Annotated in this window: 13 protein-coding genes; all 13 read right to left on the bottom strand. The window is 66.2% G+C overall.

The features are described from left to right. Positions 1-13: 13 nt before the first annotated feature. Positions 14-3,595: a hypothetical protein gene (locus QHG62_RS06555; RefSeq protein WP_281150062.1), complete on the bottom strand. Its 3,582-nt coding sequence runs from the start codon at positions 3,593-3,595 to the stop codon at positions 14-16. Positions 3,596-3,597: 2 nt separating this feature from the next. Continuing rightward, positions 3,598-3,993 carry a hypothetical protein gene (locus tag QHG62_RS06550; protein ID WP_281150061.1) on the bottom strand — a complete coding sequence of 132 codons (396 nt, stop codon included), beginning with the start codon at positions 3,991-3,993 and terminating at the stop codon, positions 3,598-3,600. 2 nt (positions 3,994-3,995) lie between these two features. Beyond that, complete coding sequence (locus QHG62_RS06545) at positions 3,996-6,716, bottom strand: phage tail tape measure protein (protein ID WP_281150060.1); 2,721 nt, start codon at positions 6,714-6,716, stop codon at positions 3,996-3,998. A 107-nt stretch (positions 6,717-6,823) separates the two neighbouring features. Further along, complete coding sequence (locus tag QHG62_RS06540; RefSeq protein WP_281150059.1) at positions 6,824-7,609, bottom strand: hypothetical protein; 786 nt, start codon at positions 7,607-7,609, stop codon at positions 6,824-6,826. An 11-nt stretch (positions 7,610-7,620) separates the two neighbouring features. Further along, on the bottom strand, positions 7,621-8,031 hold the full coding sequence (locus QHG62_RS06535; protein WP_281150057.1) for a hypothetical protein: 411 nt from the start codon (positions 8,029-8,031) through the stop codon (positions 7,621-7,623). 2 nt (positions 8,032-8,033) lie between these two features. Beyond that, positions 8,034-8,330 (bottom strand): head-tail joining protein, encoded by a 297-nt coding sequence (locus QHG62_RS06530; RefSeq protein WP_281150056.1) that lies wholly within the window; start codon positions 8,328-8,330, stop codon positions 8,034-8,036. Positions 8,331-8,334: 4 nt separating this feature from the next. Then, positions 8,335-8,658, bottom strand: coding sequence for a DUF2190 family protein (locus tag QHG62_RS06525; RefSeq protein ID WP_281150055.1), 324 nt, complete (start codon positions 8,656-8,658; stop codon positions 8,335-8,337). Positions 8,659-8,722: 64 nt separating this feature from the next. Continuing rightward, on the bottom strand, positions 8,723-10,816 hold the full coding sequence (locus QHG62_RS06520; RefSeq protein ID WP_281150054.1) for a ClpP-like prohead protease/major capsid protein fusion protein: 2,094 nt from the start codon (positions 10,814-10,816) through the stop codon (positions 8,723-8,725). 72 nt (positions 10,817-10,888) lie between these two features. Then, the gene (locus QHG62_RS06515; RefSeq protein WP_281150053.1) at positions 10,889-12,397 is read right to left on the bottom strand and encodes a phage portal protein; all 1,509 of its coding nucleotides are present in this window, start codon (positions 12,395-12,397) and stop codon (positions 10,889-10,891) included. A gap of 41 nt (positions 12,398-12,438) precedes the next feature. After that, on the bottom strand, positions 12,439-12,669 hold the full coding sequence (locus tag QHG62_RS06510; protein ID WP_281150052.1) for a hypothetical protein: 231 nt from the start codon (positions 12,667-12,669) through the stop codon (positions 12,439-12,441). Between the two features lie 10 nt (positions 12,670-12,679). Beyond that, on the bottom strand, positions 12,680-13,051 hold the full coding sequence (locus tag QHG62_RS06505) for a Mor transcription activator family protein (protein WP_281150051.1): 372 nt from the start codon (positions 13,049-13,051) through the stop codon (positions 12,680-12,682). Then, positions 13,048-15,111, bottom strand: coding sequence for a phage terminase large subunit family protein (locus QHG62_RS06500; RefSeq protein ID WP_281150049.1), 2,064 nt, complete (start codon positions 15,109-15,111; stop codon positions 13,048-13,050). The genes QHG62_RS06505 and QHG62_RS06500 overlap by 4 nt, the downstream gene beginning before the upstream one ends. Beyond that, positions 15,111-15,644 carry a hypothetical protein gene (locus tag QHG62_RS06495; RefSeq protein WP_432445585.1) on the bottom strand — a complete coding sequence of 178 codons (534 nt, stop codon included), beginning with the start codon at positions 15,642-15,644 and terminating at the stop codon, positions 15,111-15,113. The genes QHG62_RS06500 and QHG62_RS06495 overlap by 1 nt, the downstream gene beginning before the upstream one ends. Positions 15,645-15,768 lie beyond the last annotated feature (124 nt).

Raw genomic sequence — 15,768 nt, 5'->3', positions numbered from 1 at the left:
TCTCGCTCTCTCGTTAGGGGCGGTCCACGCCAATGAGGACCAGAATTTCGAAGCTGTCATCGAGCACCGTCTCGGCGCCCATCTGCACGGTGCGGATGGGCACGAAGGGAAAAGTGGCGGCGATGGTGTTGAAGCGGACGAGCGCGCCGGCGGGCCAGCCGGAGCCGAAGCCGGCCGCGGGGATCGTCATGTAGGGCACGCCCGAGGGGCCGAGCGGCGAACAGTCGGCTGTGAGGCTCTGGCCGGTCACGATCTGCCCGAGGTGCTCGCCGATCAGGTTGTAGGTGTTGCCGCCGTTGTTGATCTGCATGCGCCACCGCTCGGTCACGGCGCCCTTGTTGGTGACCGTGATCGGGTGGTCGATGTCGTTGAACGTCGCATCGGCGGCGCTGCCGACGAGGCTGTCCGACCACAGGCCCGTCCATGCCTGCTGATCGAACAGCAGCGACACGCGCGCCTTCACGTCGCCCATGCGCAGACCGCTGCTCACATAGCTGTCGCCCGCGGTGTAGTCGTGGGAGATGCGGCCGGCGAACGCCAGGCGCCCATCGATGCCCACATCGGACAAGGTGAGCATGTCCTCGATGCGGTGCTCATATTCGACCGGCTGCGCATAGCTCGACACGTCCGTGAAGGTCACCGTCCCGGCATCGAGGTTGCGCGTGTAGCCCGTCTCGATGGTTACGCCATCGGCACCGATGATCCGCGCGCGGGACAGCCGCTCACGCCCTGCGCTCAGGGTCTGCCCGTTCGCGACGACGGCCGGTGGCAGGCGCTTGGTGTTGTGGATCACCGCGAGTTCGCCCTTGCGGAAAATCGGCACGCGGCCATCGGCCGGCAGGCGCACCGGGTCGAGGCCCAGCAGCGTGGCATCGACGGGCAAGGTGATGAAGGCCACCGCGTTGTAGCGGATGGTGCTGGCGAACACCGGCACGGGCTTCCAGATCTTGCCGTCGCTGCCCACCGCATCGGGCGAATACCAGATGGCGCTCTCGTTCCCCGCCGCGGTCACCCAGTCGCCGAAGCGCACCTTGCCGACACCGGTCGCATGGTCGAAGGTGCCGTGCACGTTCGTGCCGTTGAGGAAGCCGGCGGCATCGGCCGTCACGTTGATGGTGCCGCCGTTGAGCTTGGTGGCGAGTAACTGCAGCGAGCCCGGGCTGATCGGTGCCACCGGCGTGCGGAAGACGACGTACTCCACCGGCTGGCCGTCGAGCGTGGTCAGCAGGCTGTTCACCACGACCGTGCTCGACGCCGTCGCCGGCCAAGTGTTGAGCGAAGCCAGGTTCGTGGCGTAGTCGTAGGTGCCGGCCAGCGTGGCGGCGCCCGTCGCCGGGTCGAGGTCGGTGTACAGGGCGCCGGCGCGGTCGAAATAGGTCTTGCCGCCCAGCGTGAAATTCACCGTGCCAGGCACGCCCGGCTCGCTGAAGTTGGGCAGCAGCTTGATGGAGAGCTTCGGCTGATTGAAAACCTGCGTCTTCGTGGAACCCGCGCCCGCCACTCGGAAATTGGCCGTCACGAGCGCCGACGAGTCCGCCGGCAACGAGGCGTTGAGCACCGCATAGGTGTAGCCGGTAAGCGTGTTGCGATAGAAGCCCGGCAGGTTGGGCGAAAGGACTGTGCCGAGCACGCCCTGCGGGTTCACGGCCCATTGCGGTACGGCCACGCTGACGACAGTTTCCGGGAACAAGGTCGCCACGCCGGTGGCATAGACCAGCGTGCCGAAGGTCACGCCGAGCCCGTCCTTCAGATTGCCGGCGCCGTCGTCGGTCACCGTCTTGGTGGCCGCGAAATTCTGCGGCACCCACTGATCGGCCGGCACGCCGCCGGTGGACTGGAGCACGAGGTTCCAGTCGAGCGCGAGGGAACGCGGCGCAATGTTGGTCTGCCCCAAATTGAGCGTGATCGAGCCATCGACATTGCGCGCAGGCGCCGCGAAGGTCTTCGAGGATGGCTCGCCGTGGCTGTAGCCCACCGTGAAGGCGACCGCAGAGCCCGGGAGCACGTTTGGCCTCACCTCGATGGTGCTGCTTGCATAGGACACCGGGCCGGTGGCGTCGCCGGTGAGCGCGCCGCTGCCGTTGTCGCTGGCATGGCGCGCGGCCCCGTCGTTCCAGTCCACCGACACCGTGCCCGATTCGGCCGCCTGGTTGTCGAGCGCCAGCATGATGGACAGCGCCGACGTGAGCGTGCCGCTGCGGTCCTTGTAGTTGACCTTCGCGGCCCAGGTGTAGATCACCTCGCTGCCCACGTCCGGCAGCACGCCGAGCGTAGGCAAGACCGTGCCCGTCGCATAGTCCACGGTGCCGCTGCCAATGCTGGAGCTGGCCCCCGACAGGCGACCGCCGCCGTCGTCGGCCAGTTCGTACCAGTTGCCGCCGGCACGGTAAGCGACCCGCAGCGAGCCGGGCGCCGGCGGCGGCAGGATGGTCAGCGGATAGTTGATGCGCCGGCTCTCGACCGTCACGATGATGGACGCCGAGTCGGCCAGCTCGATGGGCGCGCCGGCCGGCCGGAAGGTGATCGTCTTGTTTCCGCCGATGGCCGGCGCATCGCTCGCGAAGGCCATCGAGCCGCCGGCATAGTTGACGCTGCCGATGGTCAGGGCGCCGAGCTTCAGGCGTCCGCCGTCGTCAGTGAGCGTGCCGGCAGTCGTAGCCACCGAAAGCGAGCCCGGATAGACGGGGTTGCCCACCACGATGATCGAATTCGGCCCGAAGACCACGCCCGTGGTGAGCGACACCGTGCCGGCGTCAGACGCAACAAGCGTGGTTGCCGAACCCGCCGCGCTGGTGTCCACGATGGGAATCTCGGTCGTGGCGCTCGGCACGAGCTGCGTGTCGATGTGCTCGACAACGGCCGACAGGTCCCCGGTTGCGACGTTCTGCGCGAGCTTGGAAATCCCGTAGAACTTCGAGGCGTTGGCGACCAGCATCTTGTTGATCGCTGCCGCGGTGGGGGTGCGCTCGAAGAGACGGTTCGCCGGCGTGCCGGTGTAGTCGTTCTTCAGCCCGTCGACCAGCTCGCAGACGCACACCTGCGCCGGGTAGTCCACAAACGTACCGCCGGTGCTGTAGCTGTAGGTGCGCTGCTCGACGGCCACGTCCGCGACACGCACATACTCGACCTTGCCGCCGCCGCTGATCTGCAGCGTTCCGTTGATGTTCGGCGGCGTGGCACCGGGTCGCTGGAAGATCTGCAGCGAGCGCTGCCCCTGCACATGGTTGGACAGCAGATAGCCATTGAACTCTTCGCCCGGCGAGGTGTAGGCCTCGATGCGGTTCTGGATGCTCGCCCGGCGGTCGAAGAAGTCGCCGGTCGCGAACAGGGTCGCACTCACCTTCGGGTCAGCCGGCGGGCGCGAGATGATGACGACGCCACCGAGCGCCGTGTCGGTGTTCAAGGTTTGAATGACCGCGGCAATCTTCATGATCGACACGTCGCCCTGCGCGCGGTCAACGGCCGAGATGTCCTTGAAGACGGTATTTGCAGCGCCATCGGGAATGACGTTCGAGGTCGGCGCGCCGCCGCCCTCCGGCACGTCATCCATCACCTGCGTGGTTACGAGCTTGATGTCGGATTCGAGAATGGTCATGGTCAAACGGTGATGAGCCGCACGGTGGCGACGTAGGGGTAGTTCTCGACGGGCAACTCGGGGCGAGCGATGGGCTTGCCTTCCACCGGCAGGCCAGGCGCGAACTGCACGGAGAAGCTGCGGCCATCGGCCAGCACAAGCGCGTGCGTGCCGGTGGGAGCGGAGTCGGCCAGCGCCTGCAACGCAGTGAGTGCCCCGCGCTTGATCCATCCGGCCTCGACTTCGCCCTGCAGCGTTATCGGGCGGCCGGCCAGGCGCACGCCGGCATCGATCAACGCAGCGCCGGTGACCGAATACTCGAGACTCTTCTCGATGCGGCTCCATCCGAATTCATCAGACCAGACCATGCCGCGCGGAACCGGCAGGCCGGCGAGCGTGTGAAAAGCGGGTGCAGCCATGTCTATTTGCCCGGACGGTTGGAAGAGGCGCCAGCCGCGGCGCCGAGCTGCGCGAGCAGATCCTCGATGGCATCCGCACCGGCGGCATCGGTGTTGACCGTTCCGTAGTCCCGACCATTGAGGTTGAGGTGCAGATTCACGGTGCGGTTGGACTGCGGTACGGGAATGGCGGTGGGCGACTGCCCGTTGCCGAAGAAGGTTTCCTTCTCGGCCGCCTTGAGCAGCGCCATGCTCAGCGTGCCGCCGTCCGCATACTTCTTCTGCCCCGGGTTGTTGAAGAACGGGATGTCGCCCTTGGTGTCGGCGAACTCCATCGCGATGGCGCGCGCCCTCTTCTCGTCGCTGACGCCGGCGGCCTTCAGGAACGCGGCGATGCCGGTCAGAGTGCCCAGGTCGCTGCCCGCGTTCACGGTCTTGCCGTTCTTGTCGGTCGAGAACCCGCTCGCGTCGCGGCCGAGCCGCTTGTTCTCCAGCGCGTTCTCGCGCTCCTTCAGGGCGTTGGCCTTCTCGCGCGTTTCGATGTCGCGCTCGCGGGCGTTCGTGACCTCGCGCAGCGCGCCGGCCAGGCCGAAGGCCGACTGCATCGCATCGTTCTGCGCGTCGCGCAGCTTGACCGTGGAACGGCCCGCACCATCAAGCACCACCTCGAACCCGCGCATGGCGGCCTGTGCCTGCACCCACCCAGGTGCCACACCGTTGCCAGCGGCAATCGCGGCCTCGGCGGCGCGCTTCCATGCCTCGCCCAACCCGATGGCCGTCGCCTGCCCGCTGTCACGAATGAGTTCGAAGTCACGAAGCGCCGTCTGTGCCGCAACCTCGAGCGATGCCTTCGTTTCGATGCCCGCGCGCGAGAACGCCGCGGCAATCTCGAGCGCGGCCTGCTCTTGGGCCTTGCTGTTCTCCTTGGCCGAGCTGGCTGCCGCGAGGTTCGCCTTCTTCAGCTCATCAAGCTTCTGCGCCGCCAGCTCCAGATTCTTGGTCGCAATGGCCTGCGCGTATTCGGCCCGCAGACGCTCGACCGTGGCCCGGGCTTCCTCTGCCTTCACCCGCTGCGTTTCGGCGCCGCTGGCGGCCTTCTGGCCGGCTTCCTGTGCCGTGTCGCCGGCCGCCTTCATCTCGGCGGCCATGCTCGTGAAGGCCGCGGCGCTGCTGGTGGCCGCTGCCGTCGTCGTCTCGGCGCTGCCGGTCAGGCCCGCCCAGCCGGCGCGCGCCTGCTCCGCGCCTTCGGTCGCGCGGTCGAAGGCTTCGCTGGCCTTCTCCCCAAACGCATCGGCGACCGCGCCTGTGGCCTCGGCCGACTGGCGGACCTCTTCGGCAGCAGCCTTGAACGCCGTCGAAAGATCGCCGAAAGTGATCTTCGCCAGGCCACCGATGATGGCCGAAAGCCCCGACTGCACGGCGCTGACAACGTTCGCCATGCCCTCCGCGATCTTGAACATTGCCGCAAGGACAACATTCGCGCCGCCAGCCATGACACCCCAGACCGCCTGCACGATGTTGCCGGTGGTCTGCGCCTTCTGCCCGAAGCTGTCGAGCAGCACACCGATACGTTCGGCGAAGGCTTGTGCACGCTCTGCGACGGCGGCGAAGTCGACAGTGCCGAGAAACTCGCGCACCCACTTCATGCCATTTTGGAACGCAGACGCAATGGCCGAGCCAAAGCGCCCGATGGTGCCGTCTGCAACCGCCGCACGCAGCGCCCCCGCGAGCTGCTCGACGCCTTCCTTCAGCACCGGCAGGACGGGCGTGGCCAGTGCGTTGGTCGCCGAATCCCACGCCGTGCGCAAGCTCGCTAGCGCGCCGTTGAGATTGGCCTGCATGATGGCCGCCGTCGCCGCAGCGCTGCCGCCGGCATCCTCAAGCGACTTCTTCAACTCATCGAGCTTGCCGACACCCTGATTCAGCAGGGCACGCAATGCCGGACCCGCCTCCTGCCCTACCGCAGCGATAGCACGCTGGCCCGCCGGCCCGGCCGCGGCCAGCTCGTGCAGCGCCTTCTCAAAATTGGTCGACGTGATCCCGGCCGCGGCCAGTTCCGTGCGGAACCTGCTGGCAGGGTCGGAGAACTGGGCGAGGATGCTGTTGAGGGCTGTGCCCGCGCGACTGGCGTCGATGCCTGCGTCTGCGAACTTGCCGATGATCGCAACAGTGAACTCGAGCCCGAGGCCGAGCGTGTTCGCAAGGGGCGCCGCGTAGCTGAGCGCCTGCGCCAGGCCGGTCACGCTGGTGTTCGTCCCGTTGGCGCCCTTTGCGAGCACGTCGGCCACCCGCCCCGACTCGGTGAACGACAGACCCAGACCGTTGACGATCTTGGTCAGGTACTCCGCCGAACCCGCAAGCTCGATGTCGCCGGCGCGGGCGAGCTGCATCGCAGCGGGCAAAGTGGCAATCGCATCCTTGACGCTGAGGCCGGCTTTCGCAAGGTTCTCGAGCGCGCCCGCGGCCTCCAGCTGCGTGAAGTTGAAACGGGTGTCTGCCGCAGCATCGACAGCCGCCTTGCGCAGCAGACGCATTTCCGCGGCGGTTGCGCCCGTGGCCGACTGCACGCGGCTGAGTGCCTGCTCGAGGTCGGCACCGCCCTTGATCCATCCGGCAAAGGCCTGAATGCCGAAGTACCCGGCCATCAGCGCAGCGAAGGCGATCACGCGCTGCTGCAGCTTGTCGAACACCGAGGACGCGTTGTCCTTGGCGTTGATGAGGATCTGAATCGGCTTGATGGCCACAGGGAGGGAGCGTCAGGTGAATGGGGCGATGGCGGCGCATGGAGCCTCTGTGCGAAGCCGCATGCGTCACCACGCCCCCGCGCCAATGGGCGGGGGCGTGAGTTCGGTCAGGCGACCGGGCGGCCTCCGACGTAGACCGCTTCGGCGTTGGCGGACTTGAGAACGTCAACGTCGAACTCGACCTTCACGAACTCAACTTCGTTCGACACGATGGGCAGGTCGCCAGAGGGCGTGAGGCTGCACCGCGGCATGTACCAGTCCTTGTTGCTGCCCGCCGCGTTGTCGGCGACCACGCGAATGGCCGAAAGGAACGAGGTGTTGCCACCGGTCTTCAGGCGCGTGTACGAACCGGCCACGGGCGTGTAGCCGAACTGCACATTGCCCGCCACGATCCCGCCGCCGGCAACGATCTGGACCGCGCCGGTTTCAGGATCGACGTTGAAGTCTTCGCCCGCGACAAAGGGCGTGGTGCCGTCTTCGGTTTTGACCGTCACCGCGGTGACGTTGCGGACGCCAATAGGGTTGGCCGCCGTCTGGCCGAGCTGGTAAATCTTGCCGGGCACGACGGCGCGGAGTTCGCCCGTGACCGCCACCGCAGCCTGCACTACCACTTCGCTGGTCGCAGCGAGGAAGCGCTGATAGGTCGCCATGCTCATGTTGTTGCAGGTGATCTTGGCAGTGCGCTTGACCTTCCCCGTCAGCGTACCGATGAGTTCGCTGGCCGCGCTCTCGGCCGAGAATTCTTCGGCCTTCTCCGAGTCGATGGTCAGGACGAAGGCCGGGCAGTTGCCCATTTCCTCTTCACCCGTGAGTTCCTCGAGGGCGTTCATGATGTCGAGACGCAGCCGGCCACGCGGGGCCGAGAGTTCCGTTTTGGTATGCACGATGGGCATGGGGTGTCCTTTCAGGGTTGCCCGTCGAAGCGGGCAGAAGTGGAGAAAACGAGTTCGATGCCGACAAGGCCGTTGTCGGGAATAGGCGGCTTCACGCTCGCCAGGAGCAGGCGCTCCCAAGGGCGGCCCGCGATCTGCCCGGGCGTCCAACCCTGCATTGCACCGACGACGCGGGCGAATGCGTCATCGAGACGCGCAGGCGCGTCCGGGTCGCTGCGCTTCGCCATAAGGGTGATCGCCCAGTACGGCCGCACCAGCACGCCAGGCGCATCGCTGGCCGGCACGTTGCCGTCAACGAACAGCACCGAAGCGAACAGCTCCGCCTCCCGCCTGCCGCTGTCGGAGAACATGCCCTTGACGGTCCAGGTTTCGGGCAGCTCCGCCCGCAGGCGGGCAACGATTGCAGGTTCAAGTGCGAGCATGGTCAGGCGCTCCGCAGCACCAGGCGCACGAAGCCAAGGCCGTCCGACTCTGCCGTTTCGACTTCATACGCCACGCCGTCAATCGAGAGTGCGCTATCGCGCTCGAGGGTCCCAAGCGCCGAAGCAGGACCTGTGCACTCGGGCGCCGCTGCGTCGGCTTCCCCACCGAAGGGGGCCGCGTAGGGCTTGTCGAAGATCACAGGCACATCGACGCCGCCCACCACCGCGAGGGCGTTGGCGAGCCGGTGGAGCACCGCGCCGTTGGCGCGGCCTTCAAGGGCGGCGAAGGGCGTCGACATCGCTTCAGGCGTTGAGGTGCAGCCAGACGGTGGTAGCGCCTGCGCCTGCCGCCTTGGCGGCATAGCCGGCCAGGGTATTGCCGCTGGCGGTCGTGGTGAGCCGATCGTTGGCATCGTCCCAGTACAGGAGCGCGCCTTGCGCCGGAGCGTCGGCCGCCAGCTTGGCAAGTTCGACCACGCCCTTGACTCGCAGGGCTCCGGTGCTGCCGGCAGCGATGTCGGCGACCGCGATCCCGACGCGAGCGCCGATCACTACCACGGCGCCGGACGCCACGGCCGAGCCCGGCGTGTAGTCGAGGACGTGACCTTCTTGAACAAAATTCTTCATGACGATTCCTTGAGGAAGTTGAGATGTGCTGTGCCGGCAGGGCTGTGAGGCCCTGCCATGGGCATCAGGCGCCGGCGTTCTTCGCGAGGGTGCGGAAGTCGAGCGGCGACACGCCGGCGTCGATGCGCACCTTGAACTCGGTCCCGTCGACGTTCCAACCGGCCTTCTGCTCGAGGTACGGTTGATCGTTGCCATCGAGGTAGCTCACTTCGATGGTGTCGGTGGCGTTCTGGTCGGCAGCGCCATACCAGGCGGTCGGCGAAGCGGCATCGAGACGCGCATCCGAGATGACTTCGAAGGTGTCGCGCACCGAGTTCGGAACGGTGTTGTTCTTGCTGGCGGCGCCAACTTCGAACTCGCTAGCCTTCACCACGTTGGCGACACCGCGCAGTGCACGCGGCACGAGCAGGTACTTCAGGCCGATGTTCAGCGCCGACTTGCCTTGCTTCTGCACTGCCATTGCCGCGCCCATGGCGTCGACGCTCGCGGTGGTGATTGGGCTGCCGACCATCAGATTGGCGTGATCGGCATGGAACAGCGGCACGCCGTCGCTCATCGCCGGGTTGCTGGTCAGCACCGCATAGACCAGATCGCCAACCGTCCGGATGGCGGCACGGCCCATCAGGCGCGGCACGCGGGTGAACGCATCCATGTCGTCATTGATGACGGCTTGGCGCGTGATGCTGAAGAGCTCACCGAAGGTTGCCAGCATCACGGTTTCACCGCGTTCGCCGAGGGTGGCGTATTTGTACTCGGCGCCTTCGGCCACCTTGCGCAGGCTTGGGAACGCGTTGAGGTCGACGCGCTTGCCGGGCTTGAAGTCACCGAGCGAGCCGGCGCGGGTCCACAGCGGAAACGTTTCGTCAGCCTCGGTGTAGCCGCGCAGCAGCGACTTATTCGCCACGTTTGCAAGCAGGCCCGGGAAGTCGCTGGTGCTGTGCGTGAACGCAGCGCCGATAAAGGCCATCTTGTCCATGCCATCGGTCTTGAAGCCAGCGCGCGCCAGGCTGGAACGAGCCAGCTCGGCGAGCGTGTAGCCGCGGAAGGGATTCGCACCCTCCGGCTTTTCCAGACCGGCACGCGCGAGCAGCGCCTGCGTGGCGGCGTTGCGCTGCTTGTCGGATTCGTCTTCGACGGTGGTCACATGGGCGCCGGCCACGGGTGTTGCGCCGGTGGCGAGGTGCGCGAGCAGGCGCGCGCCAGCCGCCTCGACGGTCACGGCGTGATCGTCTTCGCAGGCACGCTGGATATCGGCGACGCCGGGCTGGGCAGCAAAGCGCGCGAAGCTCGCACGGATGCCGGAGCGGCGCGCCTGATCGGCAGCCAGCACTGCGGCGGCATCGGGAGCCACGACAGGTGCGGCGTGGGCAGCGGGAACGGCGGCGTTTCCGCCGCCGGCCGCAGCTGCGCCGGCAGCGCCGAGGGCGGCCAGCAGCACATGGGAACGGAATTTCATAGAGTCCTCTTCAGCGGAAAGAGCGGCAGGCGCCGCGGTGGTGCCCTCGGCCAGCAAAGCAGCCGGCAGAGAGCGGTAACGGTTGAGCGGGAGGTCGCGCGCGGCACTGGCGGCGACAGGCATCGGGTCGGTGACCGCATCGATGAACTTCGCGGCGAGCGCCTCGGCGGCCGTGTAGAAGTGGTCCTTGCCATCGGTCAGCAGGGCCAGCATCCCGGGCTGATCGCCAGTGCGCACCGCGTAACTCGTGGACATCGCCGCAGCCCAGGTATCCAGTTGGTCGGCCAGTTCGCGCAGCTCGGCGCTGTTGCCGGCGGCGTAGGTCCACGGCGCGTGGATCATCAGCATGGCGTTGTCGGCCATATGCACCTTGTCGCCGGCCATGGCGATGAGGCTCGCAATTGAGAACGCCATGCCATCGACTTCCGTCGTGACTGTCGCCTTGTGGCGGCGAAGTGCGTTGAAGATGGCCAGGCCATCGGGCACGCTGCCGCCGATGCTGTTGATGCGAACGGTGATCTGATCGGCGTCGATGGCCTGCAGCTCACGAACGAAGGAGGCGGCGCTGACCGTTTCCTCCCACCAGCTTTCTCCGATGTCGCCGTAGATGTAAATCTCGGCTGCGGCTGCAACACCCAGCGCGGCTGCGGCGAGGGCTGTGCGGCGGCGAATTGCGTACCAGGTGTTTTGCGGTTTGCTCATGAACTGAGGGCCTCTGTGTTGAGGCCCTCAGTGTCAAAAAACCGGCGTCCGGTTTTTAGGGGAGAAACCGGATTATTTTTTGCGCCGGCCTTGTTCCTCTTCTTCCGGCTCGGGCTTTGCGCCCGCTGCGGCCACCACGTTGGCGGGCGTCGCCGCGTTGCTCGAGAACACCAGCGCACGCCTTGCTGCATCCCTGCGGAAGGCATCGACTTGCTCGATGACATCGTGCGGGTTTCCGCCGCGGCGCCGGATGACTTCGACCTCGCTCGCGAAGCCGGCCTGCACGAGCTTCTCCCACGCGTTGGCCTCTTTCATCGGGTCGATCCACGGCATGCTCTGACCGATGAAGAGGGCATCGTCTTCGGTGCCCGGCACCACGTCGGAGGGAATCGGCACCACACCACTCAGGTGGGCAACCTGCACGAACGTTTCCCACGACGGCTGCACGAACATGCCCACGAACTCATCGGCCAGGACTGCATAGTGGACCCACTGCTCGACCAGCTCCTGCCGCTGCGCGCTGTAGCTTCCGTCGTAGTCGCGGCTCACGCTCGAGTAGCTCGCGCCAATGCCGGCGCAGAACGCGCGCAGCTGTCCTGCGCGCCAGGCGATAAGGTTGGGGTTTGGCCTGTTGCTGTCGATCATCCCGACTTCTTCGCCTACCGTCAGCGAGTCGAGAATCATCCCGGGCTGCATTCGCAGATCGCGGGGGAGCACGTTGCCCTCGGCATCGCGCGGCAGTTGCGGCGCGTTCTCCGGGTTGAAGCCATTCGTCTCGTTTCGCTTCACGTAGGCGGTCAACGAAGCCGCAACCTTGGCGGCAATGCGCTCGCTTTCTTCGTAGTCCTTGAGGTCTTCGCCGCGGGTGATGACACTGGCGAATTCTGAAACGCCCCGGCGCTGGTGCAGGCGGTCGATGGTGGCCGTGTGGAGCATGCGCTCGGCCGGAATGAATTTCAGCCCGCTTGCGTTCATGAAAGTCATCCCGTCCCGCGGATCGCCCTTGTAGACCCAATATCCGGTCGCTTCGCCCCACGCGTTCGACTGGATGCCTTGACGCACGCCCTTGCTCGGATCGTCATAGTCGAGCGGCACGAAATCAGGTTCGAACAGCTCGAGCGAATACGGCACCCGGGTGCCGTGGTTGAGAAAGGGCACGGGGCCCACGAGCTGCTGCGCGAACGCTTCACCGTCGCGCAGCCAGGTGTAAGCCGTGAGGCGCTGTGCGAGCGGCCAGCGATAACGACCTGTGACCTCCGGCCTGCGTTGCCAGTCGCGATGCGCTTCGCGCAGGAGGGCCGCATATTCGGTATGGATAGAGCCGTCTGCTCGACGCGGCTGCGGCTCCACCCCGATGCCCGTGGGACCGACCACGTTGTTGACCAGCACGCGGAGAGCCCCACGACTGATGTCGTGATTGCGCTCCAGATAGCGCGCGTGGGCACGTACAGCCGCGGCGCCCGCGCCTACCAGCGTGTCGGGCGAGCTGTTGTCCATGCGCCGCATGCGCTGCTTGCTGGGCTTCGCGCCTTCGTAGTGCGCTAGTGCCCGGCGCGCCTGCGCGCGACGAAGGCCGGCCATTGGATTTACCGCCCCAACGATGCGATCAACGATATTCATATTCAGCCTTGCTCGCGGTCGAAGCGCGCGATGGAGTAAGAGAGTCCGCCGAAGGTGGCTTGACCGCCGCCGGATTCGTTGGCAACGCGGCGCTCCCACTCCAAGCGCCCCTTGCGGATTTCCGCCAGGTCTTCATAGGCATGGGTTCGCCCATTGAACTGAACGGTCTTGCCCGAGAGCACTGCGGCTTCGGCGGCCAGGTAGGCGGCCAGCATGTCTGTTGCGATGGTCATGGCGGTGAAACTATCCGTTTGTGAGTCCGGTTTTTAGGGGCGATTCCGGATTTTTCGCAGGTGCCGGGCGCGGTGGTCGCTGGCCGACAATTTCGTAGATGCGGGTTCGGCTCAGCCCATGGCGCCGCATCAATTCATCGACGTTCGACCCGGTGAAGTCCCGGCGAATCGACGCGTCGCGCACGGACCGATCCGGCGCCGGGATGTAGATGTCTTGGCCGCCAAGGCGCCGGCGCAGGCCGCGCACCAGCGCCGCTGCGAACACGCCGGCCATGCCTTCGTGCATGCCAATTTCTTCGCGCACGATGCTGGTGAAGTCGTGCTCCAACTGCACCGCGGCGTCTTCGGATTGCCCAGGTGTGAGCGGGGTAGGTTCAGTCAAAGGCGGTCACTCCATTCATCGGATGCAAACGAGCGCGGCGTGGGTGCTGGCCGCGGCGCGGGTCTTGGTGGCGTTGGTGCCGGCGCGCGCGCAACAGTCGCGGCCGTCTGGATTGGTGCGGGGTCAACGGCGGCCGGACTGCTGAAGAGGTCCCGCGCGGGCTGCACGGCCGCCTCGAGGTCATTCCAGCGCTTGTCGGTGTGGTTGTGCAAGCCGAGGCCAAAGGCCGCGTGCAGCGCATAGTTGCGGTTGTCGAGCACTTCGTTGCGCGGCCTGCGCTTGACCCAGCGGTAGACCTCTTTGCCGTGGACCTTCACGAGAATCCGTTGCTCGGCCGTGAGTTGCTCGAACCACTCTTTCGGCAGCTCTTGGCTGAAGTGCACATAGCCGGGCCCGGGCTTCTCAATGGCGAGTTGCCCGAGCAGCAAGTCCTTCGCCGAATCCACGCCCACATTCCACAGCTTGATGCCGTTCGGGATCTTCTTGCCGTTCCAACGCACCTCTTGCGGGCTGCTCGGGCCGAGTACGGGCACGTTCTCTTCGCCGCGCCCCTTCACTGCGCGCAGCTTCGGGAGCAGGTGCTGCATCTTGCGCACCCAGTTGTAGACGGCCTGCGTCTGGTCGCTCGAGTCGATGGAGATGGCACTCAGGCCCATCGAGCCGCCATGCCAGGCCTGCACGTAGCGGCTCGACAGATAGGCAGCGACCGGCTCCCAATCGTCTTCCGACGCCGGATTTCCTTGGATGACGTGATGCTCGACGTGCCACGACTCCAAGCCGCGGCCCCATGCCCACACATCGATTTCCCAGCGGTCCCGCTGCACGTCAACACCGGCCGTCAGCACCAGCCCGCCCGCCGGGACCGTCTTCAGCGGGTAGGCCTCCGCACGGGACTGCAGCGCATGCTCATCGGTGCGCTCGCCAACCACCTCCCACGTCTCGCCGAGGGTTTCATTCACGAAGAGCTGCATCGGCCCGGCGTCGCCTCGCGCCATGGCGTCGAGCGCTTCCTCGAATTCCTTGACGATGCTTTCCCAGGTGCGCTGCGGGCTGTATGCCGCCCAGATGTGCAGGCCCAAGGTTTTCGGCGGCCGGGTGGGCATGCCAGCGCTATCCCGCCAGATGCGGTCCGGGCCGAACCTCTTGCCCGTCTTCTCGCACACCCATGTGCCCTGCATCGGAAGTCCGCCGTGCAGGAAGTCGCTTTGCCGAATGGACTTGCGGCAGTGCGGGCAGACATGCCGCACGCTGGCCGGGTTGCCGCGATCCCACTTGAAGCCGTGCAGCATTTCCTTGCCGCCCCACTTCAATGGATGCTCAAGGCCGCAGTGCTTGCAATCGATGTAGAAGCGGACGAAGCCCTCGGCGTTGAGCGCGGCGCGCTCGACGTGGCACAAGCCCTTGACCCCCGGCGTCGAGCCGCCCACGAATTTCGGATAAGGCGCGCCCTCCAGCCGCCCCTTCGCCAGGCCGCCCGGGTCGCCGGACTTCTCGATGGTCTGGTCGAACGCGGACCACTCATCAAGGATGGAGATTGCCACCGTGATGCGTCGATAGGCCCGCTTCGCCTTGCCGCCCAAGAGATGAAGCACGCTGTCGCGAAACTTCTTCATCTTGATGGTGTCGTCGCTGCCGCCGCCCTTGCGGCGCGCAGCCTGCACCGCAGGCACGCCGTCACGCGCATCGAGGATCGGGTCAATTTCGCTTTTGACGTAGCTGTCGCGGTCGTCGTCGGTCGGCTGCCAGAGCGCCTGCTTGCGCCGGCGATGCGCGATGTTGTAGGCCACGAAGGCGGTAACCATCTTCGTGTAGCCGACGCGCTTCGACTTCTTCACGTCGAGTTCCTCGATGCGGTCATCGCTCATGAAGTCGAGGATGCCGACCTGAAACGACCATGCGAGCCATCCGCCCTTCTGGTGCGAGCTTTCGCCGGCCAATTTGAAGTTGTCGGCGGCCCACTCGCTCAGCGTCTGGAACACTTCGGCGCGAAGGCTGCTCAGCCCAAGGCCTACCGCTTTGCCCACGGCACGGAATGTTTCACGCGAAACGTGCGCGGCCATTACTGCTCCACCTCTTCGGCAAAGGCATCGTCTGAGCCCGCTTCGTCGTCGGAAGCCATGCGATCCAGTTCCGCCACCACGAGCTTTTCCGTTGCGCGAATCCACTCATTGCGCGCGTTGGCAATGACCTGCTGCACGGTTGCCTTCGCTTCGTCGGGCAGCTCCGGGCACGCCTTGCGAAGCGCCCCCTCGAGCTGTTCGAAGCGATCCACGACCGCGCTCGATGCCATGCCGAGAAAGTCAGCCAGGAGGCCGATGGGCGCGAACTCGCCTCGGGCCACGGCGTTCTTAATGTCCTGTGCTTCGCGCTGGCTGCGCGCGAGTCTGGCGCGCTCCTGCACGAGGTCGAGGCCTCCGGCTTCGCCTGAGGCACGGCCTGCGGCCACCTCGCGCAGCCGCTCGCAGTAGGCGAGCAGCCATGCGTGCGCGGTCTGGCCGCGCTCGATGACGCCCTCCCCGACCAGCTGGCTCACCTTCGCTTCGCTCACGCCGACCAGCACAGCGAACTCCGCTTGCGTGATGCCCACACCCATAGCCTCAACAGCCTTCACTTAACCCCCTTTGGAAGGTCGGTGAACAGCCCGGGGACGCGGTTCGAATTACCCGTATCCGACGCTTCGCAGAAGGACCCGAGCCCGGGGGGGTGCCGCACGCCCG

Origin of the sequence: Variovorax paradoxus, from assembly GCF_029919115.1 — a bacterium.
Classification (GTDB): Bacteria; Pseudomonadota; Gammaproteobacteria; order Burkholderiales; family Burkholderiaceae_C; genus Variovorax; species Variovorax paradoxus_O.
Note: the sequence above shows the minus strand (reverse complement) of the source record. Positions and strands in the feature narration are given on the sequence as shown.